General features: G+C 72.4%; 28 protein-coding genes and 1 pseudogene. 11 read left to right on the top strand and 18 right to left on the bottom strand.

Annotated elements, in window-relative coordinates; translation table 11 throughout:
- Positions 1-133: 133 nt before the first annotated feature.
- The 3 genes from FS532_RS11690 to FS532_RS11680 are packed head-to-tail and all read right to left on the bottom strand — an operon-like array spanning position 134 to position 2,021.
- The gene (locus FS532_RS11690) at positions 134-847 is read right to left on the bottom strand and encodes an anti-sigma factor family protein (protein ID WP_144754212.1); all 714 of its coding nucleotides are present in this window, start codon (positions 845-847) and stop codon (positions 134-136) included.
- The gene (locus tag FS532_RS11685; RefSeq protein WP_144754209.1) at positions 844-1,359 is read right to left on the bottom strand and encodes a sigma-70 family RNA polymerase sigma factor; all 516 of its coding nucleotides are present in this window, start codon (positions 1,357-1,359) and stop codon (positions 844-846) included. Before FS532_RS11685 ends, FS532_RS11690 begins: the two co-directional genes overlap by 4 nt.
- Positions 1,356-2,021: a YceI family protein gene (locus FS532_RS11680; protein ID WP_144754207.1), complete on the bottom strand. Its 666-nt coding sequence runs from the start codon at positions 2,019-2,021 to the stop codon at positions 1,356-1,358. The genes FS532_RS11685 and FS532_RS11680 overlap by 4 nt, the downstream gene beginning before the upstream one ends.
- Before the next feature lie 141 nt (positions 2,022-2,162).
- Here FS532_RS11680 and FS532_RS11675 point away from each other — a divergent pair, with 141 nt between their 5' ends.
- Together FS532_RS11675 and FS532_RS11670 are read left to right on the top strand one after the other, a co-directional pair.
- Positions 2,163-2,717 (top strand): COG4315 family predicted lipoprotein, encoded by a 555-nt coding sequence (locus tag FS532_RS11675; RefSeq protein WP_144754204.1) that lies wholly within the window; start codon positions 2,163-2,165, stop codon positions 2,715-2,717.
- 25 nt (positions 2,718-2,742) lie between these two features.
- The gene (locus FS532_RS11670; protein WP_144754201.1) at positions 2,743-3,597 is read left to right on the top strand and encodes an NAD-dependent epimerase/dehydratase family protein; all 855 of its coding nucleotides are present in this window, start codon (positions 2,743-2,745) and stop codon (positions 3,595-3,597) included.
- An 18-nt stretch (positions 3,598-3,615) separates the two neighbouring features.
- On the opposite strand, the gene FS532_RS11665 is transcribed toward FS532_RS11670, so the two are convergent.
- A complete protein-coding gene (locus FS532_RS11665) occupies positions 3,616-4,758 on the bottom strand; it encodes an ATP-binding protein (protein WP_144754198.1) in 1,143 nt (380 codons plus the stop codon).
- A gap of 90 nt (positions 4,759-4,848) precedes the next feature.
- On the bottom strand, positions 4,849-5,811 hold the full coding sequence (locus FS532_RS11660) for a DNA-3-methyladenine glycosylase 2 family protein (protein ID WP_144754346.1): 963 nt from the start codon (positions 5,809-5,811) through the stop codon (positions 4,849-4,851).
- Between the two features lie 79 nt (positions 5,812-5,890).
- Here FS532_RS11660 and FS532_RS11655 point away from each other — a divergent pair, with 79 nt between their 5' ends.
- The 4 genes from FS532_RS11655 (at position 5,891) to FS532_RS11640 (ending at position 9,512) form a co-directional block, all read left to right on the top strand.
- A complete protein-coding gene (locus tag FS532_RS11655; protein ID WP_144754195.1) occupies positions 5,891-6,919 on the top strand; it encodes a 6-phosphofructokinase in 1,029 nt (342 codons plus the stop codon).
- A gap of 48 nt (positions 6,920-6,967) precedes the next feature.
- Positions 6,968-7,945 carry an MDR family oxidoreductase gene (locus tag FS532_RS11650; protein ID WP_144754192.1) on the top strand — a complete coding sequence of 326 codons (978 nt, stop codon included), beginning with the start codon at positions 6,968-6,970 and terminating at the stop codon, positions 7,943-7,945.
- Between the two features lie 89 nt (positions 7,946-8,034).
- Positions 8,035-8,703: a GntR family transcriptional regulator gene (locus tag FS532_RS11645; RefSeq protein ID WP_144754189.1), complete on the top strand. Its 669-nt coding sequence runs from the start codon at positions 8,035-8,037 to the stop codon at positions 8,701-8,703.
- A gap of 23 nt (positions 8,704-8,726) precedes the next feature.
- Positions 8,727-9,512 (top strand): ABC transporter ATP-binding protein, encoded by a 786-nt coding sequence (locus FS532_RS11640; protein WP_144754186.1) that lies wholly within the window; start codon positions 8,727-8,729, stop codon positions 9,510-9,512.
- Positions 9,513-9,776: 264 nt separating this feature from the next.
- Here FS532_RS11640 and FS532_RS11635 read toward each other — a convergent pair whose 3' ends face one another.
- From FS532_RS11635 to hemE, 12 genes and pseudogenes are all read right to left on the bottom strand, one after another.
- Entirely contained in the window at positions 9,777-10,250 is a 474-nt protein-coding gene (locus FS532_RS11635; RefSeq protein WP_144754183.1) for a DIP1984 family protein, read from the bottom strand.
- A 74-nt stretch (positions 10,251-10,324) separates the two neighbouring features.
- A complete protein-coding gene (hemL, locus tag FS532_RS11630; RefSeq protein WP_144754180.1) occupies positions 10,325-11,656 on the bottom strand; it encodes a glutamate-1-semialdehyde 2,1-aminomutase in 1,332 nt (443 codons plus the stop codon).
- Positions 11,653-12,708, bottom strand: a complete 1,056-nt coding sequence (hemB, locus tag FS532_RS19060; protein ID WP_260852663.1) for a porphobilinogen synthase — start codon at positions 12,706-12,708, stop codon at positions 11,653-11,655. Before hemB ends, hemL begins: the two co-directional genes overlap by 4 nt.
- Before the next feature lie 66 nt (positions 12,709-12,774).
- Positions 12,775-13,455: pseudogene (locus tag FS532_RS19055) on the bottom strand (uroporphyrinogen-III synthase); the annotation flags it as partial.
- A gap of 64 nt (positions 13,456-13,519) precedes the next feature.
- Positions 13,520-14,509: a hydroxymethylbilane synthase gene (hemC, locus tag FS532_RS11620; RefSeq protein WP_260852656.1), complete on the bottom strand. Its 990-nt coding sequence runs from the start codon at positions 14,507-14,509 to the stop codon at positions 13,520-13,522.
- Positions 14,506-15,741, bottom strand: a complete 1,236-nt coding sequence (locus FS532_RS11615) for a ferrochelatase (RefSeq protein ID WP_144754174.1) — start codon at positions 15,739-15,741, stop codon at positions 14,506-14,508. Before FS532_RS11615 ends, hemC begins: the two co-directional genes overlap by 4 nt.
- On the bottom strand, positions 15,738-16,469 hold the full coding sequence (gene hemQ, locus FS532_RS11610) for a hydrogen peroxide-dependent heme synthase (protein WP_144754171.1): 732 nt from the start codon (positions 16,467-16,469) through the stop codon (positions 15,738-15,740). Before hemQ ends, FS532_RS11615 begins: the two co-directional genes overlap by 4 nt.
- A gap of 69 nt (positions 16,470-16,538) precedes the next feature.
- On the bottom strand, positions 16,539-16,769 hold the full coding sequence (locus FS532_RS11605) for a DUF3618 domain-containing protein (RefSeq protein WP_022906123.1): 231 nt from the start codon (positions 16,767-16,769) through the stop codon (positions 16,539-16,541).
- A 36-nt stretch (positions 16,770-16,805) separates the two neighbouring features.
- Positions 16,806-17,264: a phage holin family protein gene (locus FS532_RS11600; RefSeq protein ID WP_079237687.1), complete on the bottom strand. Its 459-nt coding sequence runs from the start codon at positions 17,262-17,264 to the stop codon at positions 16,806-16,808.
- Positions 17,261-17,515: a hypothetical protein gene (locus FS532_RS11595; protein ID WP_079237686.1), complete on the bottom strand. Its 255-nt coding sequence runs from the start codon at positions 17,513-17,515 to the stop codon at positions 17,261-17,263. The genes FS532_RS11600 and FS532_RS11595 overlap by 4 nt, the downstream gene beginning before the upstream one ends.
- A gap of 99 nt (positions 17,516-17,614) precedes the next feature.
- The gene (locus FS532_RS11590; RefSeq protein ID WP_260852655.1) at positions 17,615-18,931 is read right to left on the bottom strand and encodes a protoporphyrinogen/coproporphyrinogen oxidase; all 1,317 of its coding nucleotides are present in this window, start codon (positions 18,929-18,931) and stop codon (positions 17,615-17,617) included.
- Positions 18,928-20,043, bottom strand: a complete 1,116-nt coding sequence (hemE, locus tag FS532_RS11585) for a uroporphyrinogen decarboxylase (RefSeq protein WP_144754168.1) — start codon at positions 20,041-20,043, stop codon at positions 18,928-18,930. The genes FS532_RS11590 and hemE overlap by 4 nt, the downstream gene beginning before the upstream one ends.
- A gap of 90 nt (positions 20,044-20,133) precedes the next feature.
- Between hemE and FS532_RS11580 the strand changes: the two genes are divergently transcribed.
- Entirely contained in the window at positions 20,134-21,456 is a 1,323-nt protein-coding gene (locus tag FS532_RS11580; RefSeq protein WP_144754165.1) for a glutamyl-tRNA reductase, read from the top strand.
- 17 nt (positions 21,457-21,473) lie between these two features.
- Positions 21,474-21,884 carry an NUDIX hydrolase gene (locus tag FS532_RS11575; protein ID WP_260852654.1) on the top strand — a complete coding sequence of 137 codons (411 nt, stop codon included), beginning with the start codon at positions 21,474-21,476 and terminating at the stop codon, positions 21,882-21,884.
- Between the two features lie 18 nt (positions 21,885-21,902).
- Here FS532_RS11575 and FS532_RS11570 read toward each other — a convergent pair whose 3' ends face one another.
- The gene (locus FS532_RS11570) at positions 21,903-22,190 is read right to left on the bottom strand and encodes a hypothetical protein (RefSeq protein WP_144754162.1); all 288 of its coding nucleotides are present in this window, start codon (positions 22,188-22,190) and stop codon (positions 21,903-21,905) included.
- A 121-nt stretch (positions 22,191-22,311) separates the two neighbouring features.
- Between FS532_RS11570 and FS532_RS11565 the strand changes: the two genes are divergently transcribed.
- The 3 genes from FS532_RS11565 to FS532_RS11555 all read left to right on the top strand — a co-directional run bounded on the left by FS532_RS11565 (position 22,312) and on the right by FS532_RS11555 (position 24,326).
- Positions 22,312-22,965, top strand: a complete 654-nt coding sequence (locus tag FS532_RS11565) for a DUF4232 domain-containing protein (protein ID WP_144754159.1) — start codon at positions 22,312-22,314, stop codon at positions 22,963-22,965.
- A 19-nt stretch (positions 22,966-22,984) separates the two neighbouring features.
- Complete coding sequence (locus FS532_RS11560; RefSeq protein WP_144754157.1) at positions 22,985-23,401, top strand: GNAT family N-acetyltransferase; 417 nt, start codon at positions 22,985-22,987, stop codon at positions 23,399-23,401.
- An 82-nt stretch (positions 23,402-23,483) separates the two neighbouring features.
- The gene (locus tag FS532_RS11555; RefSeq protein ID WP_260852653.1) at positions 23,484-24,326 is read left to right on the top strand and encodes a phosphotransferase family protein; all 843 of its coding nucleotides are present in this window, start codon (positions 23,484-23,486) and stop codon (positions 24,324-24,326) included.
- Positions 24,327-24,335: the final 9 nt, after the last annotated feature.

The raw sequence follows: 24,335 nt of genomic DNA, 5'->3' as shown, positions 1-24,335 counted from the left end.
GCCGAACACACCCCGTGCGAGGGTGGAGAACCAGCGATGTGCGGCTGGTGAGCGCTCCGGGTGTTCCCCGGTTGTTGCAGGTGATTCGGCACCCTCGGCCGACCGGTTTGGTCGAGTTCGGGAAATCGTTCGATCAGAGTTCGACGGACGCCAACGACCGCGCTGCACCGTGCAGTCGGACCTCGACCGACGCGATCGATCCGAGCGGCACGTCCGTCGCCGCCGCGAGCCCCGTCGCACGCTCGCCCGTCGCGCTCCACGACGCGACGGTCTCGTCGGTGCCGTCCTCCCGCACCACCACGAGGTCGTACATGACCGCGCTGCCCGTGCCCCAGTCGCGGCCGCCGTACTCGCACCCCCAGTCGAACCGGGTGCCCCACGCCTTGCCCGTCACGTCGAGGTCCACCGTCAGGCCGGACCCCGACGACATCGCGTAGCGCTCCCCCGCCTGCGGCACGGACGTCGACAGCGGCGGCGCCGAGGGCGACCCCGGCGAACCGGCTCCCGTCCCGACCGCGACCCCGCCGAGCACCGCCGCGACGACGGCAAGCCCCGCTGTGGACGCGACCAGCACCCGGCGACGGCGCCGCCGGGTGCGGACGCGGTGCGCGACCACGGCGAGCGAGCGCTGCGGGGCCGGGTCGGGCCTCCCGTCCGGTTCTGCGATCGCCACCGCGTCCCCGGCCGGCAGCCGCCCCAGGAGCCCGGGCATCCCGGCCAGCTCCGCGACGGCGGCGCGGCACGCGGCGCACGTCTCCAGGTGCCGCTCGTACTCGAGCCGCTCGTCGGTCGGCAGCGAGCCGAGAACGTACGCGGCGTCCCAGTCCCGGTAGCGGTCGTCGGTCATCGGGTCACCCCTCGTTCCTGCAGTGCGAGCCGGAGCGCGCGGAGGCCGTAGTGCAGGCGCGACTTCGCGGTGCCCTCCGGGATCCCGTGGCGTCGGGCGATCTCGGGCACGGTGTGGCCGAGCCAGTACGCGTCGACGACGACCCGCCGGTGTTCCGGTGAGAGGCCGGCGAGCGCGTCCGCGACGACGATCCCGTCGAGGACGGCGTCCGTCCGGTCGGGCTGGACCTCGTCGACGGGCAGGTCGGAGCCGACCTCGCGGCGGCGCCGGGCGGACCGCGCATCGTCGACGACGAGGTTCCGCGCGACCGTGAACAACCACGCACGGGCGGCATCCGCGTCGCGCTCGAGCACCGCGGGCCGCTGCCAGGCTCGCACGAGGGTCTCCTGGACGACGTCCTCGGCGAGCGCCCGGTCCGTCGTGAGGTGCAGCGCGTACCGCCGGAGTGCGTCCCCGTGCTCGGCGTGCAGCGCCGTCAGGAGCTCGTCGGCGGGCCGGGCGTCCACGGTCACCGTGCCAGCTCGACCGAGAACTCGACCGCACCGTGGTCGTCGACCCGCACGAAACCGAGGTCCGGCGCCTGCACGCCGTAGTCAGCGAACGTGATCGGCACCGAGCCCGCGACCTGCACGTGGCCGTCCCGGTCGACACCGAGCTGCGCGTCCGCCGTCACGGCCTTGGTGACGCCGTGCAGGGTGAGCTCGCCGCGCAGGGCGACGTCGGAGTCCGTCCCGGCGAGCGCCGCGCGCACGTCGACGGGCGTGGTCACCCGGAACGTCGCCGTCGGGAAGCGGTCCGTCTGCATCGCGGTCCCGCGGAAGTAGTCGTCGCGGGCGGACTCGGGCGTGCTGATCGACGCGACCTGCACCGTCACCGTGGCCGCCGTGAGGGACCCGTCCGCCACGGTGGCCCGGGCATCGACGTCCTTGGTGCGTCCGGTCACGGTCACATCCTGGCCCCGGAGCACCTCGTGCACCCGGTACCCCGCGAAACCTGCGGACGTCGAGGTCCACGTGCCGTTTGCCTCGGTCGCGCTCAGGGTGGCGCCCCCGGTCGGTGCCAGGGACGGCGCCGCGTCCGCGGCGTTGTTCACGAGGTTCGCGTAGACGATCGGACCGCCGACGACGACCACACCGGCGGCGATGCCGAGCAGGACCTTCGTTCGTCTCTTCACACCCGGTCAACGAGGCAGGTCGCCGGATCGTTCGATCCGGGTCGGGATCGAACGATCCGGCCCGTCGTGCCGTGTCACCTCATGAGCGGATCCGTTCCAGCCGGGAGGCCCGGCCCGGGTCCGCAGGACAGGGGTCACCCCATGCGTTCCACACGTTCCAATCGTTCGGTCCTGCTGGTCGTCGGCGTCGCGTTCGGCGCGTTGGCCCTCGCCGGGTGCGCGTCGCAGTCGACGGCGTCGTCCGGCTCGTCGGCTTCGTCGTCGTCACCGGCATCTTCTTCGTCTTCTTCCGGGGGCCTGTACGGGTCCGACGACAGCGGCGGTGACAGTGGCGGCCACGGTGCCGACGACGGCATCGCGACCGCCTCGGCCTCGCTCGGTACGGTCGTCGTCGACGGCAAGGGGATGACGGCGTACTTCTACGACCAGGACGTCAAGGGCTCGGGCAAGAGCACCTGCACCGGTGGGTGCGCCTCGGCCTGGCCGGCGATCGAGTCCGACGCCACCACCCCCTCGGTGTCCGGTGTCACCGGCACGGTCGGCACGATCACGGGTGTCGACGGGAAGCTCCAGGTCACCGTCGACGGGCGGCCGATCTACACGTACGCGGCGGACACGACGGCCGGGGACGTCACCGGGCAGGGCGTGGGAGGGGTCTGGTACGCGGTGAACCCGGACGGCACCGAGCACCGCTGAGGCGCTGCTGGCCCATGATGGGACGGTGGACATCGTCATCGCCGGCTGCGGCGACCTCGGGATCGAGACCGGCCTGCGCTTCGCCGCGGAGGGGCACCGTGTGGTCGGGCTCCGGCGCCGGGGTGAACTCGTCCCCTTGCCGCTCGTCGGCCGGTCGGTGGACCTCCGGCACGAGGTCGCACCGATCGACCCCGCCACGGACGTCGTCGTCGTGGCCCTGGCGGCGGGGAGCCGTGACGTCGACGAGTACCGCGCGACCTACGTCGACGGGCTGCGGAACGTCCTGGACGGCATCGACGCGTCGGGGTCCGACCCGCGGGTGATCGTGGTGTCCTCCACTGCCGTGTACGACGTGGACGACGGCAGCACCGTCACGGAGGCGACCCCGGCGGTCGCCTCCACTCCGACGGCTGGTGTGCTGCTCGAGACCGAGGCGCTGCTCCGGTCCCGCGTCCCAGATGCCGTGCTCGCTCGGCTGTCGGGCGTGTACGGCCCCGGGCGTGAGCGCCTGATCGACCAGGTCCGCTCCGGTTCTGCGCGCCTGGCACCGGGGGTCTCACCGCACACGAACCGGATCCACCGCGACGACGCCGCCGCCGCACTGGTGCACCTCGCGACACTGGACGAACCCGCGCCGACGTACCTCGTCACCGACGACGAACCCGCGCGGCTCGACGACGTGTACGCGTTCCTCGCCGCCGAACTCGGCGTTCCGGAGCTTCCCCGCGCCGAAGCCGCCGAGGCCTCCGGACGGCAGGGCGCCGGGGACAAGCGCCTGTCGAACGCCCTGCTCCGCTCGACGGGATGGGCCCCACGCTTCCCGTCGTTCCGCGAGGGCTACCGCGCCGTGATCGCCGGCGAGGGCACCCGCCACCCCTGACCACCGGGGCGCAGACGCCTACTCACCGCCGTTGCCACGCACGAACTCAGCGAATCCCGGCATCGTGAACTGGAGCAGCCCGCGGTCCGCCGGTTGGATCAGTCCCTTGTCGATCAGTCGCGCCCTCGGCGCTGAGAGGCTGTTCGGTGTCGCGTGCATCGCCTGCGCCAACGTCGCCCGCGCGACCGGCCCGGCACCGAGATCAGCCATGGCCCCGAGAAGACGACGTTCGAAGGCCGTGCATCCGGCCCATCGAGCTCGGAAGAGCGCTTCGAGGTCAGCCTGCATGACCGATCGACCGCGTTCGACCGCTCGGACGTCGACGACATGACCCGGGTCAGGGCGTCCGGCTGCGGTCCACGCCGCGTCCGCGATCAGCTGAACCGCGTACGGGTAGCCCTGGGCGATCGAGAGGGCGAGCTCGACTGCCTCCTCGGTCCATCTGACGCCGAGGGCGCGGGCCGGTCCGACGACGGCGATCTCCTCTGCTTCGCGTCCGAGCGTCCCGAGCGGTCGGTACGCGATTCGCTCACTGAACGTGACGACGGCGGCGATCCGCTCCGGTGCGCTCGGGAGCCCCGCAGCGAACACCGCAGCGGGGACGTCAGCACCCTCCGCTTGCAGGTGTTGCCAGGCGTACACGAGGGTCCGCAAGCCGACTTCGTCCGCGGCCTGGATCTCATCGATGAGCACGACGACTCCGCCGACGCCATCGGTCTTGTCCCTGATGGCGGCTTCGAACGCTCGAGCGCCGCGGGGTTCGACACGTGGGCCGACGGAACGAGTACCGGAGACCTGCGCGAGCCCGGGCACACCGAGCGTCAGTTCGACCGACTCCAGGCGCCCCACGGACGCCCGGGCCCGGTCACCAGATGTCTCGGTGGCGGAAGCGAGCGCAGTGCAGATCTGGGCGACCAGGCCCGCCTCCTCACCCGCTGTCACCCACACCGAGAGCAGTCCGCGTGCCTCTGCCCGACGCTGGTACTCCCGCAACAGCGATGTCTTCCCGAAACCCCTCGGGGCGTGGTCGACGCGGATGCGGCCCACCAGCCGGCCCAGGTCCGCCAGAACCGACAGTCGTTCGTCGATCTCCGCCAGCTGAATCGCCCGTCCAGGTACCGCACGGGCTACCTCGCCAGGCGTGTATGGGCTGGGCTGCATGGTCTGCCTCCGGATGATTCGTTATGAATGGGCGCTTTCATAACGGATCATCCAGACCCCTGCGACTGCAGCCCGAATCCTCGGTATTTCCTAGTGGAACCGGTGGTCCTGGATCGTCATCCGGGGCCCGAACGCCGGCTTCCGGAAGCCCGAGCCCCCGATCAACCGCACGACCCGCTCCCGGTGCCCGCGCCAGGGTTCGAGGAGCTCGAGCATCCCGTCGTCGTCGACCGGCCCGCCGGTGAGTGCCCACCCGACGAGGGCCGGTACGTGGAAGTCCCCCACGCTCGGGGAGTCCGGGTCGCCGTGCGCACGCTGTGCCGTCTCGGCAGCCGTCCACTTCCCGATGCCCGGCACCGACTGCAGGCGCTCGGACACGACGGTGCCGCCGCGGCCCAGCGTCAGCGTCCGCTCGAGTGCGGGCGCGACCCGCATCGCCCGCATCACGGTGGCCGACCGCCCGGGTTCGATGCCGGCCCGGTGCCACTCCCAGCTCGGGATCCTGGACCAGGTCGCAGCGTCCGGCGGGACGAACATGTCCGCCGGGGCCGGTCCGGGGGCGGGCGTGCCGTACCGCCGGAGCAGGTACCGCCAGGCGCGCCAGGCCTGGCGCGAGGTCACCTTCTGCTCCATGATCGCCGGCACGAGCATCGCGACGACGGTGTTGGTGCGGAGCAGCCGGAGCCCGGGTTGCCGGTGCCGCGCGTCGGCGAGGAACGGGTGCCCCGAGACGTCCAACGACGACCAGTCGTCGCCGCGGCCGAGCAGGTCGGGTGCGTGGGTGACGGCCCAGGCGGCACCGTCTCCCCACGCGGACACCGCGATCGTGGACGACCCCGCGCGGCGCACGAGCACCGAGGCCGGCCCGGTCGGCGTGCGGAGGGCGAGCCACGTGTCGGCGCCGACCACGCGGAAGGCGGGGTCACCGGAGCCGCGCTGCAGGGGCCGGAGGGTCGCGCGGACGTCCACCGCGCCTCCAGGCCGGTAGAGCGTGTCCACGCGAGCCGCGTCGTCCGGCGCGGCGACGGACGACGACGCGGCGGCAGCATGCAGGGACACACGGGGATGGTAATGCGGAACCACCGTCAGTCATGATGGGGGCAGTCCCCCACCACCCGACGACGGAGTTCCCATGCGCATCGGCATCCTCACCTCCGGAGGCGACTGCCCCGGCCTGAACGCGGTCATCCGCGCGATCGTGCTGAAGGGCATCGCGATCTACGGACACGACTTCGTGGGGTTCCGCGACGGTTGGCGCGGCGTCGTCGACGGCGACATCGTCCCGCTCGGTCGCAAGGACATCCAGGGCATCGCGAAGCAGGGCGGCACGATCCTCGGCACGAGCCGGACGAACCCCTTCGAGGGCCCGAACGGCGGCGTGGAGAACATCGAGAAGACGCTGGAGCGGCACGGCATCGACGCCATCGTCGCGATCGGCGGCGAGGGCACCCTGGCCGCGGCGAAGCGCCTGACCGACGCCGGCCTGAAGATCGTCGGCGTCCCGAAGACCGTCGACAACGACCTCGGCGCGACCGACTACACGTTCGGCTTCGACACCGCCGTCGCCATCGCGACCGAGGCCATGGACCGCCTCCGCACGACGGGCGAGTCGCACTCGCGCTGCATGGTGGCCGAGGTCATGGGCCGCCACGTCGGCTGGATCGCCCTGCACTCGGGGATGGCCTCGGGTGCGCACGCGATCCTGATCCCGGAGCAGAAGACGAGCATGGAGCAGATCGCGCAGTGGGTGCGTGCCGCCTACGACCGCGGCCGGGCACCCCTGGTCGTCGTCGCCGAGGGCTTCGTCCCCGACCACGAGGACAACGCGCACACCGAGCGTGGGCTCGACGCCTTCGGGCGGCCGCGGCTCGGCGGTATCGGTGAACGCCTCGCGCCCCTCATCGAGGAGATGACGGGCATCGAGAGCCGCGCCACCACCCTGGGCCACATCCAGCGCGGTGGGACGCCGACGGCGTACGACCGCGTGCTGTCGACGCGCCTCGGCCTGGCGGCCATCGACGCGGTCGTCGAGGAGCGGTGGGGCCGGATGGTCGCGCTGAGGGGCACGGACATCGTGCACGTCTCGTTCGACGAGGCACTCGGCGAGCTGAAGACCGTGCCGCAGGCCCGGTACGACGAAGCCGCCATCATGTTCGGATGAGCACTGCCGGGTAAGCAGGGCCGGGAGGCGCGGGGTAGCGTCCGTCTCGTGACCCGCGCAGTCCTCGTCTCCAGTTCCGCCCCGCCCACCGTCACCGAGGTCGACCTCGCCGACCCGGCCGAGGGCGAGGCCCTCGTCGACGTGACGTACTCGAGCGTCAACTACAAGGACGGCCTTGCGCTCGCCCGGAACCCCGGTGTGGCGCGGGTCGATCCCCTCGTTCCCGGCATCGACGTCGTCGGTCGGGTGTCGGCCCTCGGCCCGGGTGTGCACGACGTCGCGATCGGCGACCGTGTCGTGCTGAACGGCGCCGGGCTGGGCGAGACCCGGCACGGCGGCTGGGCGGAGCACGCCGTGGTGCCGTCCGGGTCGCTGGTGGTGCTGCCCGACGGCCTCGACGACTCCGTCGCCGCCGCGATCGGCACGGCGGGGTTCACCGCGATGCTCAGCGTGCTCGCACTCGAACGGTTCGTCGCCCCCGGGGACGGTCCGGTGCTCGTGACCGGCGCGTCCGGCGGTGTCGGTACCGTCGCGATCGCGTTGCTCGCCGCCCGCGGGTACGACGTCACCGCGTCGACCGGACGGCTCGCCAACGAGGACTCGCTCCGTGCCCTGGGCGCGACGGCCGTCGTCGACCGGGCCACGCTGTCCGAACCCGGCAAGCCCCTGCAGCGTGCGGCCTGGGCGGGCGCGGTGGACAGCGTCGGTGGCGCCACACTCGCGAACGTCATCGCTGCGACACGGTGGGGCGGAGCGGTCACGGCGTGCGGACTCGCGCAGGACGCCGCGCTGCCGATGACGGTGATGCCGTTCATCCTGCGAGCGGTGTCCCTGCTCGGCATCAACTCGGTCGACGCACCGCTGCCGCTCCGGCAGCAGGCGTGGGACCGACTCGCGACCGATCTCGACCCGGCGGTGCTGGCGGGGGTGGTGCGGACCGTGTCGCTCGACGAGGCCGTGCGGGTGGGTCCGGAGGTCGTCGCGGCAAAGGTGCACGGGCGGACCATCGTCAGGATTGATGCATGACATTCCATCATGCTAAGATTTCACAAGCGTTTGCATATTGACACGTTAGGATTGGAGTACAGAACACCTGACCCTGTGAGGAGTCCGGCATGCCGGTACCCAAGTCGACCGTCGAGAACTCGCCGCGGAAGCTCCTGCGAGACGTCGTGCTCGAGAAGATGCTCGCCGCGATCCAGGACGGCACCCTCCAGGCCGGCGAGCGTCTCAACGACGACGAGCTCGTGCAGTGGCTCGGAGTCAGTCGCACCCCGATCCGCGAGGCGATCGCCAAGCTCGTCGACTACGGCCTGGTCGAGATGGAGGCGAACCGGTACACCCGGATCGCGACGCCGAACGCCAAGCAGTACGACGAAGCGCTCCAGGTCTCCCTCGGCATCGCCGAGCTCGCGGTGCGGTGGTCGTTCCCGAAGCTCGACGAAACCGATCTCGCGCAGCTCGTGGACGTCCTCGAGAACCTCCGGGTCCACGCGGAGAACGAGGACCGCGCAACGAACGACGACATCTCCGACTTCCTCGAACTCCTGGTCCGCGTGGCCGACAACGAGCTGCTCGCGACGTTCACCACGTCGCTCGTGCCGCGCGTGAAGTTCCTCGCGCTGACCGCCGACGAGTTCATCTTCTGGGACGTCAAGCACGCCGTCGACCCCCTCGCCGCTGCGGCACGAGGTCGTGACGGCGAGGCCGGGGCCGCGGTCATGCGCTCACTCGCCCGTGCCGTCGACGACCACCTGAAGACGCTCCGCGCCGCTCGCGCATGAGCGGCGTCGGGCACGATGGGATCGTGACCGACGTCCTCATCCACGCCACCGGCGTCCGCGTGACCCGGTCCGGCCGGGACCTCCTGCACGGCATCGACCTGACCGTCCGGCGCGGCGAGCACTGGGCACTCCTCGGGCCGAACGGTGCCGGCAAGTCGACGCTGCTCGCGGTCCTCGGTGCGAACAGCCACCCGACGGCGGGCACCGTCGAGGTGCTGGGCCGCCGACTCGGGCGGGTGGACGTCCGGGAGCTCCGCGAGCACATCGGGCACGTCGACCCGCGGCACCGCATGCTCTCGCCGCTGACCGTCCTCGAGACGGTTCTGACCGGGCTCACCGGGACGACCGACCTCATGATGCGGTGGACGCCGACGGACGCCCAGGTGGCCACGGCCGAGCGGCACATCGCCGACGTCGGGCTGACCGACCGGCTCGATGCCCGCTGGCCCGTGCTCTCCCAGGGTGAGCGCGGCCGGGCCCTGATCGCCCGCGCGCTGATGTCCGAGCCGCAGCTGCTCCTGCTCGACGAACCCGCCACCGGGTTGGACGTCGCCGCCCGGGAGCACCTGCTCGAGACCGTCGACGCGCTGCGGCACCGGCACCCCGAGCTCGGCAGCGTGATGGTGACCCACCACCTGGAGGACCTGCCGGCCTCGACCTCGCACGCGATGCTCCTGCGGGACGGCGCGTCGGTCGCGCAGGGCACCTCCGACGAGGTCATCACGTCGTCCGCGGTCTCCCACGCGTTCGACTTCCCCCTCGCGATCCTGCGCGCCGAGGGCCGCTGGGCCGCACGCCGCGCGTCGTAGCCGACCCGCGCCTCCAGGGAGCGGACGGCGACAGCGCGACCTGCTGACGGGGCGGTGGTGTCCCCTGTCCCACCCTCGGTGGTCCGGTCGGTACGCGGTTGTGCGTGGTGCTGCGTGCACCGTCGCCGGTGCGCGGTGCTGGGCTGCGTTGTGCCGGCTCGCGCCACGGCGCTGCCCACTGCGCCACATGAGGACCGGATTGCCCGCCGGTCCGTCGGGTCCGTACCCGCCCCGGTCCGCCTACCGACGCACCGCCCCGTTCGTTCAGTCGGTCGGCTCCAGGAGCGCCACCTCCCAGTTGCTGCGCTGGATGGTCGCGTCGAGCTCGCGGAGTTCCTTCGCCAGGGCGTCCGCACGACTCCGCAGCTCGGCCGTCGGCAGGGCGGCGAACGTCCGGAGCTCGCTGCGGAGTTGCCGGTAGCCGCCACCACCGCCCGCGGTCGCGTCGGCCGCACCGGTCACGAGCGAGTGCCGCAGCCGCAGGGCGTCCCGGCGTGCGAGGAGCGCGGTGACGGTGTCCCCGGAGGCCAGCACGGTCGACGCGTTGGTCGCGTTGATGCGCGCGAGCAGCACCTCGAGTGCGTCGACGGCCTGCTCGGCCTCGGCCAGCAGGGCGGCGGCGTCCTCGTCGGGCTCCTCGCCCTCCTGGTAGCGGGCGTTGGCGGCGATCCGCGATCGGAGCTGCTCGATGCGCTTCTGCAGGTCCGCGCGTTCGATGAGCGCTTCAGCGAGTTGCATGTCGCCATCCAACCAGCGGACGGGAGGCACGGGCCGGGTCCGGCACGGGCCTGCCGTCGCGGGGACGGTCGGCTCTACGGCGTCGCGCTCGCCGCCGCCTTCGCCGCGGCCGGCAGCGCGTCGAGCACCCGGCCGACGGCCCGGTCGTCGTGGGCGGCGGTGACGAACCACGCCTCGAACACGCTCGGCGGCAGGGTGACCCCGGCGTCGAGCATCGCGTGGAAGAACGGCGCGTACCGGAACGCGTCCTGCGCGCGGACGTCGTCGTAGTTCCGAGGGGCGGTCTCGCTGAAGGCGAAGGAGAACAGGTTCCCGGCGCGCTGCACGGTGTGTGCGACGCCCTCGGCGGAGAGTGCCTCGCTGGTGGCGGTCGCGATGGTCGACGCCGTGCGGTCCAGGTGCGCGTACACGTCCGGGGTCGCGGCCCGGAGCGTGGCGATGCCGGCAGCGACGGCGAGCGGGTTCCCGGACAGGGTGCCCGCCTGGTACACGGGGCCGAGCGGTGCCAGGTAGTCCATGACCTCCCGGCGACCACCGAGTGCGGCGAGCGGCATGCCGCCGCCGATGACCTTGCCGAACGTGATGATGTCGGGCTTCCAGCCGGCACCGTCCGGAACGACCTTGGACGCCTCGAGCCCCCACCAGCCGGCAGAGCCGACACGGAAGCCCGTCAGGACCTCGTCGACGATGAGGAGTGCGCCGTGCGACTGGACGATCTGCGCCAGCGCCCGGTTGAACCCGCGCTCCGGTGCGAGCACGCCCATGTTCGCGGCGGCGGCCTCGACGATCACGCCGGCGATGCGCTCGGAGTGCTCGTCGAACGCGCGGCGGACGGCGTCCAGGTCGTTGTACGGCAGCACCAGGGTCTGCGCCGCGGTCTCCTCGGTGATGCCCGCGCTGCCGGGAAGGGCCAGGGTGGCGACCCCCGAACCAGCCTCGGCGAGCAGGGAGTCGGAGTGCCCGTGGTAGTGCCCGGCGAACTTCACGAGCAGGTCGCGGCCGGTGTAGCCGCGGGCCAACCGGATCGCCGTCATCGTGGCCTCGGTACCGGTCGACACCATGCGGAGCTTCTCGATGGGGCCGTCGCCGTCGACCGACACCCGCTGCTTCACGAGCTCGGCGAGCTCGGTCTCGCCCGGGGTCGAGGCCCCGAAGGACAGTCCGCGCGCGGCAGCCTGCTGCACGGCCTCGACGGTACCGGGGTGCGCGTGACCGAGGATCGCGGGACCCCACGACGCCACGAGGTCGACGTACTCACGTCCCTCGGCGTCGGTGACGTACGCTCCCTTCGCCGACACCAGGAAACGCGGGGTGCCGCCCACCGATCCGTAGGCACGGACGGGCGAGTTCACGCCGCCGGGGATCGCGTTCTTGGCACGGCCGAACAGCTGGTCGTTCGTGGTCATTCGGGGGCCTTCCCGGTCGAGGCGATGCCGGCGACTACGGCGGTGGTGCCGGAGGTGCGGAGACCGGCCTCCTGGTTGAGCTTCCGTGCGATGTCGACGGCGAAGTAGGTCAGGATCGCGTCGGCGCCGGCACGCTTGATGCCGATGAGCGACTCCATCGCGGCGGCGTCGCGGTCGATCCAGCCGTTCTGCGCGGCTGCCGTGATCATCGCGTACTCGCCGGAGATCTGGTACGCCCACACCGGCACGGGCGAGGTCGCAGCGGTCTCGGCGAGCACGTCGAGGTAGCTCATCGCGGGCTTCACCATGACGATGTCGGCGCCCTCCTCGATGTCCTGCTCGACCTCGCGCAGCCCCTGCCGACCGTTGGCGGCGTCGATCTGGTACGTCCGGCGGTCGCCCACGAGCGAGGAGTCGACGGCCTCGCGGAAGGGGCCGTAGAACGCGGACGCGTACTTCGCCGCGTAGGCGAGCAGGGCCGTCCCGGAGTGGCCCGCGACGTCGAGCGCGTCACGTGCGGCGGCGATCTGGCCGTCCATCATCCCGCTCATGCAGACGAGCTCGGCACCCGCCTCGGCCTGAGCGACGGCCATGTCGCGGTAGCGCAGCAGGGTCGCGTCGTTGTCGACCGACCCGTCCGCCGCCAGGACACCGCAGTGCCCGTGGTCCGTGAACTCGTCGAGGCACAGGTCGGACTGCACGACGAGCGCGTCGCCGACCTCTTCCTTCGCGATCCGGATCGCCACGTTGAGGATGCCGTCCGGGTCGGTCGCGCCGGAGCCGACGGCGTCCTTGCGTTCGGGCACGCCGAACAGGTTCACGCCCCCGATGCCGACGGACGCGGCCTCGACCAGCGCACGCCGGAACGAGTCGAGCGAGTGCTGCTGCACCCCGGGCATGCTCGAGATGTCGATCGCGTCGCGCGCCCCTTCGCGGATGAACATCGGCAGCACGAGCTCGGCGGAGTGGAGCCGGGTCTCGGCGACGAGGCGTCGCATCGCGGGGGTGGCGCGGAGTCGACGGGGGCGGACCTGGGGGAAGCGGCCGGTCACTGAGGTGCCTTCCTGTTCGGGGGCGGGGTGGTGCAGGGTCTCGACGACGGCGTCGAGCAGGGCTTCGGCGGACCGGGTGCGTCCGATCACGTGGACGGGCAGTCCGGCTGCGCGAGCGTCGGCGGCGGTCCCGGGCCCGATGCAGGCCACGAGGGTGCCGGGGTCGAGCGGGGTCATCCGGCGGGCGATCTCGCGGGCGACGCTGCCGCTCGTCACGAGCACCGCGGCGGGCACCGTGTCGAAGGTGATCGGCTCGTCGCCGGTCCCCACGGTACGGTACGCCACCACGTCGTCCACGTCGATCCCGCGGGCGCGCAGACCGTCCACCAGCGTCGGTGCGGCCAGGTCGGACCGCGGGAACAGGACGGATCGAGCCGTGTCCGGCAGCGCCTCGACGAGCGCCGCCGCCGAGGCGTCCGGCGGCACCAGGTCGACGACCCAGTCGGCGGCACGCGCGGCTCGTGCGGTCGGCTCGCCGACCGCCGCCACCAGCAGGTCGGACGGGAGGCGCGTCACCAGTCCCGCGATCACGCGCACCGCCGTCGCACTGGTCACCACGAGCCAGTCGGAGCCGGCCACGCGTGGACGGTCGCCGACCGCGGATGGTGCGTCGTGCCTCCCGGCCGCTCCGGAGGCGACCAGACGGCGGACCGCAGCGGCGAGCGGGGCGGGGTCCTTCGGTGCCTCCGTCCCGATGAGCGGGACGATCCGCGGGTCGAGCCCCCGGTCGTGTGCGGCAGCGGCCACGCGGTCGCCCCAGTCGCCACCCCGCGGGATGACGACGACGGGCGACCGCGTGTCCGTGACGTGCCTACTCGGCGGCGGAGGCGATGTCGGCCAGCTCGGCCGCGCCGTTCTCGAGCAGTTCGGCGGCGACGCGGGCGCCGACCTCGAGTGCCTCGGCCTGGCGGTCCTGCGCGGATCCCTCGAGCACCGATGCGTGCGATGCGGTGCGGTACTCGGAGCCGTCGGGACGGTAGACCGTCGCCGAGACGAGCAGGAGTTCGGCGTCGACGATCGCCGTCGCGCCGATCGGTGCGGAGCAGCCGGCCTCGAGCTTCGCGAGGACCTCGCGTTCGGCCGACACCGTCAGACGGGTCGGGGCGTGCTCGATCTTGCCCAGCGCGGCGAGCAGGTTCCGGTCGGTCTCGTCCGCCCGGATCTCGACCGCGAGTGCGCCCTGGCCGGGAGCACTCGGCCAGAAGCCGAGGTCCAGGAGCTCGGTCGCCTCGTTCAGCCGGTCGATCCGACCGAGGCCGGCGGCGGCGAGCACCACGGCGTCGAGGTCGTCCTCGACGCGGCCGAGACGGGTGTCGATGTTCCCGCGGATGTCCACGACGTCGAGGTCGGGGCGCTTCGCCTTGAGCTGCGCGACGCGGCGGGGCGATCCGGTGCCGACCTTCGCGCCCTCGGGCAGGGTGTCGAGCGTCGCGGCGTTCCGGGCGACCAGGACGTCGCGGGCGTCCGCGCGCTTCGGCACCGCGCCGATCCGCAGGCCGGGGTACGGCGCGGTCGGCAGGTCCTTCAGCGAGTGCACGAGCACGTCGACCTCGTTCGCGACGAGGGCTTCGCGGAGGGCACTGGCGAAGACGCCGGTGCCGCCGAGGCTCGCGAGCGAGGCACGGTTCGTGTCGCCCTCGCTCGTCACGGTCACGAGTTCGACCGGGCGACCCGATGCCTTCGCCAGGCGGTCGGCGATGTCCTGGGACTGCGCGACGGCGAGGCGGCTGGCGCGGGTGCCGAGGCGGATCGGCGGCGGGCCGCCGGCTGCTCCGTCCGTCACGCCTGCTTCGTCCGTCACGGGGCGAGCCCTGCGGCGGCGGGCTTGAACCCGGCGCGCACGTTCTCGCAGCAGCCCGGACGGCAGACGTCGTACCAGGGGCCGAGGTCCGTCTCGTGCGGCCGCTCGCTCGTCGGCGTGCCGTTGACGCGCTCGAGGACGAGGTCCACCAGGCCGGCGACGTAGGCCGGGTCGACGCCCGGGGTCTGCGTCCGGACCGACCAGAAGCCGAGCTCGCCAGCGGTCTCGGTGGCTTCTTCGTCGAGGTCCCACATGACCTCCATGTGGTCGCTCACGAAGCCGAGCGGGACGATGAGGACCGCACGCGTCGGGCCGCCCTTGAGCGTCTCGTTCATGTAGTCGTTGATGTCCGGCTCGAGCCACGGCTGCGACGGCGGGCCCGAGCGCGACTGGTAGACGAGCTTCCACGGCGGCGTGCTCGTGCCGCGGAGGGACGCGTGCTCGGGGAGTTCGAGCAGCTCGGCCCACGCCTGGTCGAGGACGACCTGCGCCACGGCGAGGTGCTGGGCCTCGTACGCCCCGTGCTCGTCGAAGCCGCCGTAGTCGGGGCCGGACTTCGCCGCGTCGGTCGACGGGATCGAGTGCGTCGAGAACAGCACGTGCAGCTCGGTCGCGACGTCGAGGCCGTCGTTCTCGGCGATGGCCTTCGCCATGCCGTCGCGGACACCGTCGACGAACGGGCGGACGAAGCCGGGGTGGTCGAAGAACTGCCGGACCTTGTCGATCTGGATGGTGTCGATCAGACCGGTCTCGGTGAGCACGCGGGCGTAGTCCTCGCGGTACTGGCGGCAGCTCGAGAACGACGAGTAGGCGCTCGTGGCGATCGCGATGAGCTTGGTGTAGCCGTGGTCTGCGGCCTCGGTGAACGCCTGCTCCAGGTAGGGCTCCCAGTTGCGGTTGCCCCAGAGCACCGGCATGTCGATGCCGCGGCTCGCGAGTTCACCTTCGAGAGCCGCCTTGAGCGCGCGGTTCTGCGCGTTGATGGGGCTGACACCGCCGAAGTGCCGGTAGTGGTGCGCGACCTCTTCCAGTCGCTCGTCCGGGATGCCGCGACCACGCGTGACGTTGCGGAGGAACGGGATGACGTCGTCCTGGCCCTCGGGACCGCCGAAGCCGGCGAGCAGGATCGCGTCGTACGCGACCGGGACCTCGACGTGCTCGGGACCGTCGGCCGCTGCCGGCGTCGCGGCGAGCACGGGCTGACCGTTCGTGATGTGGGTCGTGTCGGTCATGACAGCACCTCCGGCAGCTCGGCGGTCGTCACCCGACGACCGGTGAAGAAGGGGACCTCCTCGCGCACGTGCAGGCGCGCCTCGGTGTAGCGCAGGTCGCGCATCAGGTCGACGAGGTCCACCAGGTCCGGGCTCTCGAGCGGCAGGATCCACTCGTAGTCGCTCAGCGCGAACGTGGCGATCGTGTTCGTGAGCACCCGGCGGTACTTCGCGCCGGCGATGCCGTGGTCGCGGAGCATCTTCGAGCGCTCTTCTTCGGGCAGGAGGTACCACTCGTAGGAGCGGACGAACGGGTACACCGTGATCCACGCCTCGGGGTCCTTGCCGCGCAGGAACGCAGGGGTGTGCCGCTTGTTGAACTCGGCCTCGCGGTGCATGGCCATGGCGTGCCACACCGGCTCGGCGTCCTGGAACAGGCCGGTCCGGCGGATCTCGCGCAGGACGGACTGGATCGCCTGCGCGTCGTCGCCGTGCAGCCAGATCATCACGTCGGCGTCGGCGCGGAAGCCGGACACGTCGTAGAAGCCGCGGATCGTCACGCCTCGCTCGGCGGCGGCCGTGACGACGGCGTCGAGCTCGGCCACCGCGTCGTCTCCGACGGTGTGGATCGGGCCGAGGGGCCGACGGAACACGGCCCAGAGGGCGTACGCCGTGAGCAGGTTGGGGTCGATGCCGTCGGGGGCGGTCTCGTGGGCGTCGTGCGCGGACGAGGGCGCGGTGGAGCTCATGGAATCCATTGTCCTATCGGTTGCCAGGGTGTTGGCCGCCCCGCATCCCGTGGACCGCGCTCGAGCGGTCTACCGCCGTCGGAGCACCGCTACGACGATACCCCCGACCACCGCCACGCCCGCTGCGAGCCCGGCCAGGTACGGCACCGGCTTCTCGTCGATCCCACGCTTGACCTTCGAGGCCGCGATCCCGATCTGCTTCGGCACGTTGAGCTTGTCCTCGATCGCGTCGAGGGTGTCGAAGAGCTGGGCGCGCGTCGCTGCGACGCGGTCGGCCAGGTCGTCGTGCTGATCGGTCACGTGGTTCCTCCGAGGGGGTGGTGCGGGTACGAGCCGCTAGAAGCGGCCACCGACGTCCGGCTTGCGGGTGCCGTACTGGGTCGGCGGGGTCGGCTTCTTGCCCAGGCCCTTCACCGCGTTGACGTCGTTCTTCACGCTGTCGATCGTGCGCTTGGGCGTGATCGGGAGTCCGGTCTTCAGGCGCCGCCAGCCGAGGAGCCCGAGGATCGCGGCGACGAGCAGCATCGCGACGGCGATCACCAGCGCCGCGAGCCACGCGGGCATCACGGTCGCCAGGCCCATCACGGCAGCGGTCAGCAGGACGCCGATCGCGTACAGGACGATGACGAGCGCGCCCACGAGCAGACCGGCGGCGAGACCGAAGATCTTCGCCTTGGTCAGCATCTCGGCCTTGAGCAGGTTCAGCTCGCCCTTGACCAGCTCCTTGACGAGCTTGGGGACGTCGCCGACCAGGCCGAACAGCGAACGCGGCTTGCGGTCGCGCGTGTCCGTCATGAGGTGGCGTTGTCCTTCTTCTGGCCGACCTTGCGGACGACCTTCTTCGTCTGCTCACCGACGAACTCGGCGACGTCCGGGGTCTTGTCGGCGATGAAGTCCTCGGCGACGTGGACGCCCTTCTGGACGCCGTTGCTGTTCCAGATCTTGCCGCTGACGGTCTTGATCTGCTCGTACCGCGCCCGTCCGGCTCGCGATCCCAGGACGTACCCGAGTGCGGCGCCGGCGACGAACAGGAGCTTGCCTCGCATCTGCGATTCCTCCGTTGGGTCAGTGTGCGGTGGTCATGCGCCGAACGGAATACGTCCGGCGTTCCTGCAACAGTAGCCCTCCACCAGGGTGGGGTCCGCTCAGGAATCCAGGATGTGCTCAGCGGCGGTGCGCGAAGACGCCACGATCCCGGCGAGGCCCCGGCCGGTCGAGGCCTCCCCGATCGCGACGACCCCCTCCGCCAGACCGGCTGCGGTCGTGTCCGGCCCGTGCCAGCGGACGCGGGCGGCGCCGACGACCGCACTCGGTGCGACCGGCACGCCGAGCAGGGCGGTCGCATCGCGGGTGGCGCGGGTCCCGGTGGCGTCGGCGGGGTCGACCGGGAGGCTCGTGGCGACGTCCGCCCCGTCGGTCGCGTCGGTCGCGTAGCTGAGTCGCAGGACGTGTCGGCCCGCGGCCGCCTCGGCGAGCCACGGCCACTTCACCGTCGCGTGCGTGATCGCCTTGGCGGCGACCTCGGCGGCATCGGGGTGCACGAGCATCCCGGTGCCCCGCGGAGCCGCGTCCAGCTCGGGCTGGTCGACCACGAGCGTGACGAGCTCGATGCCCGTCCGCGTGGCCGGGGTGGTCCGGGCGGGGTCGGGGGTCGAGGCGAGGACGTGATCGGCCGGCAGGCGTTCGGTCGGCCCGTCGGCGGAGACGAGCTCGACCGCGTGCTCCTCGATCGCCGTGGCCCGGGTGTGCAGCCGGACCTCGACGCCGTAGGTGTCCATGTCGGCGACGAGCTCGTCCACGAGCCGGACGATGCCGCCGCGGATCCCCTGCACCGCCGACCCCGCGGTCGCCCGGGCCCGGAGCGCGAGGACGGCGCGGGCGAGGGAGCCGTCCCGGAGCAGCGCGGCACGCAACCCTGGTGCGACGCGGTCCGGGTCGAGGTGGTCCGGGTGCGTGGAGTGCACGCCCGCGACGATCGGCACGACCAGGTCGTCGAGCACCCGCTCGCCCATGCGCTTCCGGACCAGCTCGCCGAGCGACGTCGCCTTCGAGCCGACGAGCGACGGCAGCAGGGAGTCCATCTGCGCCCGGAACGCGGCCTTCTGCCCCACGACCGCGAGCACGTCCGCCGCCATCGGGCTGCCCGGGATCCCGAGCAGGCCGGTGGCGGGGATCGGGAAGGTGCGACCGTCGCGTGTCATCAGCCAGGCGCCGCGGGGGTCGGGCGTCGTGATCTCGTTGCCGAGACCGAGCTCGATCGCCAGTCGTCCGACGGCGTCGTTCCGGGTCGCGAACGAGTCCGCGGCCATGTCGAGGTCGAGCCCGGCCACGGTGTGCCGACGGACCATCCCGCCGAGCACGCCGGACGCCTCGACGAGGACCACGTGTGCGCCGCCCTTCGCGAGGTCACGGGCGGCGACGAGACCGGCGACCCCGCCGCCGACCACGACGACGTCGGTCACGCGGCGGCTCCGTCCGTCCCGTCGCCGAGCTCGTGGACGAGCGCCACGATCCGGGTGAGCACGGCCGGGTCGGTCTCCGGGGGCACTCCGTGCCCGAGGTTCACGACGTGGGCACGGGCCGCACCACCGCGACGGACGACGTCGCGCACGTGGGCCTCGAGCACCTCCCACGGGGCGGAGAGCATCGCCGGGTCGATGTTGCCCTGCACGGTGACGCCCGTGCCGACGCGGCGGACGGCCTCGTCGAGCGGCAGGCGCCAGTCGACCCCGACCGCGTCGACGCCCACGGTGCCCGTGCCGAGCGTGGTCATGTCGCGCAGGACCTCGCCGCTGCCGACACCGAAGTGGATGCGGGGGACGCCGAGGTCGGCCACGTGGGCGAGTGCCGCGGCGGAGTGCGGTGCGACGGACTGCACGTAGTCCGCCCGGGACAACGAGCCGACCCACGAGTCGAAGAGCTGCGCGGCCGAGGCCCCGGCGAGCACCTGGGCCCGGAGGAACGCCCCCGACACGTCGGCGGCCCAGGCGAGCAGGCGCGACCAGGTATCCGGGTCGGAGTGCATGAGCGTGCGGGCGCGGATGTGGTCCTTCGACGGGCCGCCCTCCACGAGGTAGGCGGCGAGCGTGAAGGGGGCGCCGGCGAACCCGATCAGCGGGGTGTCCCCGAGCTGTTCTACGGTGCGTGCGACGGCCTCGGAGATCGGGGCGAGGGCCGTCGGGTCGAGCTGCTCGAGCGCCTCGACGTCCGCCGCCGACCGGATCGGGGAGCCGAGGACCGGGCCACGTCCGGGGACGATCTCGACGTCGACGCCCGCGAGCTTGATCGGCACGACGATGTCGCTGAAGAAGATGCCCGCGTCGACGCCGTGCCGGCGCACCGGCTGCAGCGTGATCTCCGACGCCATCGCCGGGTCGAGGCAGGCGTCGAGCATGGCCGTGCCGACCCGGAGTTCGCGGTACTCGGGCAGCGATCGCCCCGCCTGACGCATGAACCACACCGGCAGGGTCTCCGGCCGGTCACCGCGGAGCGCGCGGACGAGCGGCGAGCCCGACGTGCGCCCGGAGACGAGCGGGTGCGAGGCGGGGAGGGAGGTGGTCGGTGCATCGGTCACCGCACGATTCTCCCATCGGCGAACGGAACGTATCCCGTGCACGCATGATGAGAACGGGAGCCGGGCGGAACGCGGGTTACCATGGAAGACGTGCTCATCTGTCTCACGGCGTCGCACCGCAACGCCAGCTTCGATCTCCTGGAGCGACTGAGCATCGGCGCACCGACCGCCGCGAGCCGTCTCGTGACGGACTCCGACGTGCTGGACGGGGCCGTCGTCCTCGCCACGTGCAACCGCTTCGAGGCCTACCTCGACATCGCGGGCGACGACCGCGACTCCGCCGTCTCGGCCACCGTCGAAGCCGTCGCCACCGCCAGTGACCTGGACCCCACCGAGGTCCTGCACTCCGTCAACGTGCTCGGCGGCAAGGACGTCGTCCAGCACCTCTTCGCCGTGTCGAGCGGCCTCGAGTCCGTCGTGGTCGGCGAGACCGAGATCTCCGGGCAGGTCCGTCGCTCGCTCGAGGACGCCCGCTCCAACGGCACCACCACCTCGGACCTCGAGCGCCTCTTCCAGGAGGCCGCGCACACCTCCCGCGGCGTGAAGACCCGCACCCGGATCGGTGCCGCCGGCCGCTCGCTCGTGCGCCTCGGCCTGGAGCTCGCGTCGTCGCGCATCACCGACTGGGCCCACACCCGGGTGCTCCTCATCGGCACCGGCAGCTACGCCGCGACGACCATCGCCGCGCTGCGTGACCGTGGGGCCACGACCATCCAGGTCTTCTCGCCCTCCGGCCGGGCCCCCTGGTTCGCCGCGAAGCACGAGCTCGTGGCCGCCCACGACCTCCGCCAGGCCATCGCCACGAGCGACGTCGTCATCACCTGCACCTCGAGCGAGCTCCCGGTCGTCCAGGCGTCCGACCTCGACGACGGCGTCCGCCGCATCGTCATCGACCTCGGGCTCCCCCGCAACGTCCACCCCGACGCGGCCGACGTCGACGGTGTCGAGATGCTCGACCTCGAGACGATCAGCATCCACGCCCCGGTCGCCGAGCTGAACGCCGAGTCCGAGGCCCGAGCGATGGTCGACGACGCCGTCTCCCGCTTCCGGGCGCAGGCGCTCGAGCAGTCGACGACCCCGGCGCTCGTGGCCTTCCGCAAGCACGTGTTCGACATCCTCGACGACGAGATCGACCGCGCCACGCGCCGTGCCGACGGTGACGACGCGTCGGCCGAGCAGACCGAGCGGGCCCTGCGACACCTCGTGGGCGTCCTGCTCCACCGCCCGTCCGTCCGCGCACGTGAACTCGGCCGCGCCGGACGCGGCGAGGAGTTCGTCGGCGCGCTCGACACCCTGTTCGGCGTCCGCCCCGAGCCCGAGGCGGAACTGCCGACGCCCGTCGTACCCCTCGCGGAGCGCACCGCGCCCGAGCGCTCCGTCGCAGACCGAGCCGACGAGGCGGACGCGAGCTGAGCCTCCCGTCCGACCCGGTGACCCTGCGCGTCAGTGCGCTGCTGCTGGTGCGTGACCGACGCGTGCTCATGGTGCGCGCGCGAGCGCGCGACGTGCTCTACCTGCCGGGCGGCAAGGCCGAGCCGCACGAGACCGACGTCGAGGCCGTCATCCGCGAGGCGTTCGAGGAGACCGGGCTGCGACTCACCGCCGACGACGTCGATGCCTTCGGCACCGTCACGGAGCCCGCGCACGGGCAGGCTCCGGGGACGATGGTCGCCATGGCGCTGTTCCTCGTCCGGCCTGGAGGCTCGCTCGACTCCGCCACGCCCGTCGCCTCGGCGGAGGTGGACGAGGTCGAGTGGGTCACCTCAGCGGATGCGGACCGGTGCCCGCCGGCGGGCGTCGAGACGCTCCGCCGACTGGTCGCGGCGGGGCTCGTCGACTAGTCGGCGGACCGCCCTGCATCAGGAAGGGTTGGAGCCGGTCTCGGCGTCGGTGTAGTGGCCGACCTCGCCGTCCGGAGTGGGCTCGGCCTCGCCGGGGATGTCCGACTCCACGTACTCGCCCTCGCCGTCGCCGCCCTCGGGACGGGTCTCGCCGGGGATGTCACTCGAGACGAACTCGCCGGCCGGCTCGTTCGACGCGACCGGGCTCTCGCCGGGGATCTCGCTGTCCGTGAAGGACCCCGCGCGCGGCTCGACGCCGTCCGAACGGCCCTCTTCGCCCCGTGCCTGTTCGTGCTTGCCTGCCATGTCGACCTCCGTTGCTCGTGCGCTGGGTTGCTCGTGCGCTGGCGCGCGTGCTCCGGAGTGTGCTCGTGACGGCTGGACGCCACCCGAGACGTGTACCCCGGCACGGTGATTGCGTTGGGACATGCAACGTCGCGTTCGTCCTCCGCTCCTCCTCGCCGTCGGCCTCGTCGCGGTCGGCGTCCTCGCCGGGTGTTCGTCGGGTGGCACCGCGACGCCGTCCGCGACGGCCACGAAGACCGTCACGGCGGCACCGTCGTCGTCCGCTCCGTCGGCCTCCACGTCGACCTCGGCGGCATCCGCCTCGACGCCCGCCGGTGGTGCGACCGGCGGAACCGGGGTGTGCGCTGCGTCCGCACTGACGGGCAGCATCGAGGCCGGCAGCGGAGGTGCTGCAGGCAGCACCTACGTCCATCTCGTCCTGCAGAACACCGGTTCCGCGACCTGCACGCTGCAGGGGTGGCCCGGCGTCTCGTTCGTCGGCGAGACCAACGGCACCCAGCTGGGGAACGCCGCGTCCGAGGACCGTGCCTCCGCACACCCGATCGTGACGCTCACGGCGGGGCAGAAGGCGGTGGCGCCGCTCAAGATCACCAACGCCGAGAACTACCCGTCCGGGCAGTGCGACCCGATCTCGCCCGACGGCCTCCGCGTGTACCCGCCCGGGTCGAAGCAGTCCCTGTTCGTCGCCGCGACCGAGTACACCGCGTGCCGGTCCGCCGCCGTCACCGTGCTGAACGTGCAGGCGCTCGTCCCGGAGGGCCAGGCTGCCGACTGACGTCTGCGACCATGACCGCATGGTGACGATCACGGAGGAACGACCGGGACGCGACGAGCTCCTCGGGCTGTACGACGGTGTCGGGTGGACGGCGTACACGCGGGACCCGGATGCGCTCGTCGCCGCGGTCGCCGGCTCGCACCTCGTGCTGACGGCCCGTGATCACACCGGCGCTCTGGTCGGTCTCGTCCGGACACTGTCCGACGGCGTGACGATCGCGTACGTGCAGGACGTCCTCGTACTGCCGGCGCACCAGGGAGCAGGGGTCGGCGGGCGACTGCTCGATGCCGTCCTCGAGCGGTACGCCCACGTCCGCCAGACCGTGCTCCTCACCGATGCCGAGCCGGGTCAGCGGGCGTTCTACGAGTCGCGGGGGCTCGTCGAGGTGCACGACGTGGAACCGCAGCCGCTGCGGTCGTTCGTCCTCCTCCGGTGAGGACTCTGGACACGCCGTCCGGCTCGGCCACCGGGAACGCCCTCGTCCCCTCGTCGAAGGCCGCGACAGTACGCTCGTCGCCGTGGACCAGCTCACCTCACCGGTCATCGTCGCCGGGGCGGCGGACCTGCTCGGCCGGCCGCTGACCCTCGACCGCGAACTCACCGGCGGCCAGCACGCCCGCACCCTCATGGCCGTCGACAGCGACGCCCGGGTGGTGGTCCGGATGTTCCCCCGCGGCGACGACGCGGTCGTGCGGGAACGCGAGGTCCTGCGACGGCTCGGCCCCCTCGGCACGCTCGTCCCACGGCTCCTGGCGCACGGCGAGGCACAGGGTCACCCGGTGATCGTGACCGACGCGGTACCCGGTGGTCCACCGGCGCCTGGTCTCGACCCCGTGGTGATCGGCGAGCAGATGGGCCGCGCGCTGGCGGAGATCCACCGACTCGACCCGGTCGACCTGCCCGACGAGTCCCGACAGCCCACGCGCCGTGCCGGACGCCTCGCCACGAGCGCGCACGAGGCCTGGCGCGAGGTCGACCTCGACCGGGTCCTCACGCACGGCGACTTCTGGAGCGGCAACGCCCTGTGGGAGGGCGAGCGGCTGACGGGGATCGTCGACTGGTCGGGCGCGATGTCCGCTCCGCGCGGCGTGGACATCGCCTGGTGCCGGCAGGACCTCGTCCTCCTCGGGTCGACCGCGGCGGCCGACCGGTTCCTCGCCGTCTACGAGGGCGCGACGGGTCAGCGTGTGCGCGACGTACGCGCCTGGGACGTCATCGCCGCGGCGCGGGCGGACGCCTACCTGGAGACCTGGGCGCCGAACTACGCCGGCATCGGGCGGCCGGAGATCGACGGTCGACTGCTCCGGTCGCGCTTCGACACCTGGGTCGGCTCCCTCATCGGTACGCGACTCCAGCGCTGACCGCCACGG

It is taken from the genome of Curtobacterium pusillum, assembly GCF_007673235.1.
GTDB classification, from domain to species: Bacteria; Actinomycetota; Actinomycetes; order Actinomycetales; family Microbacteriaceae; genus Curtobacterium; species Curtobacterium pusillum_C.
The sequence above is the reverse complement of the archived record's forward strand: the minus strand, read 5'-3'. Positions and strand labels throughout refer to the sequence as shown.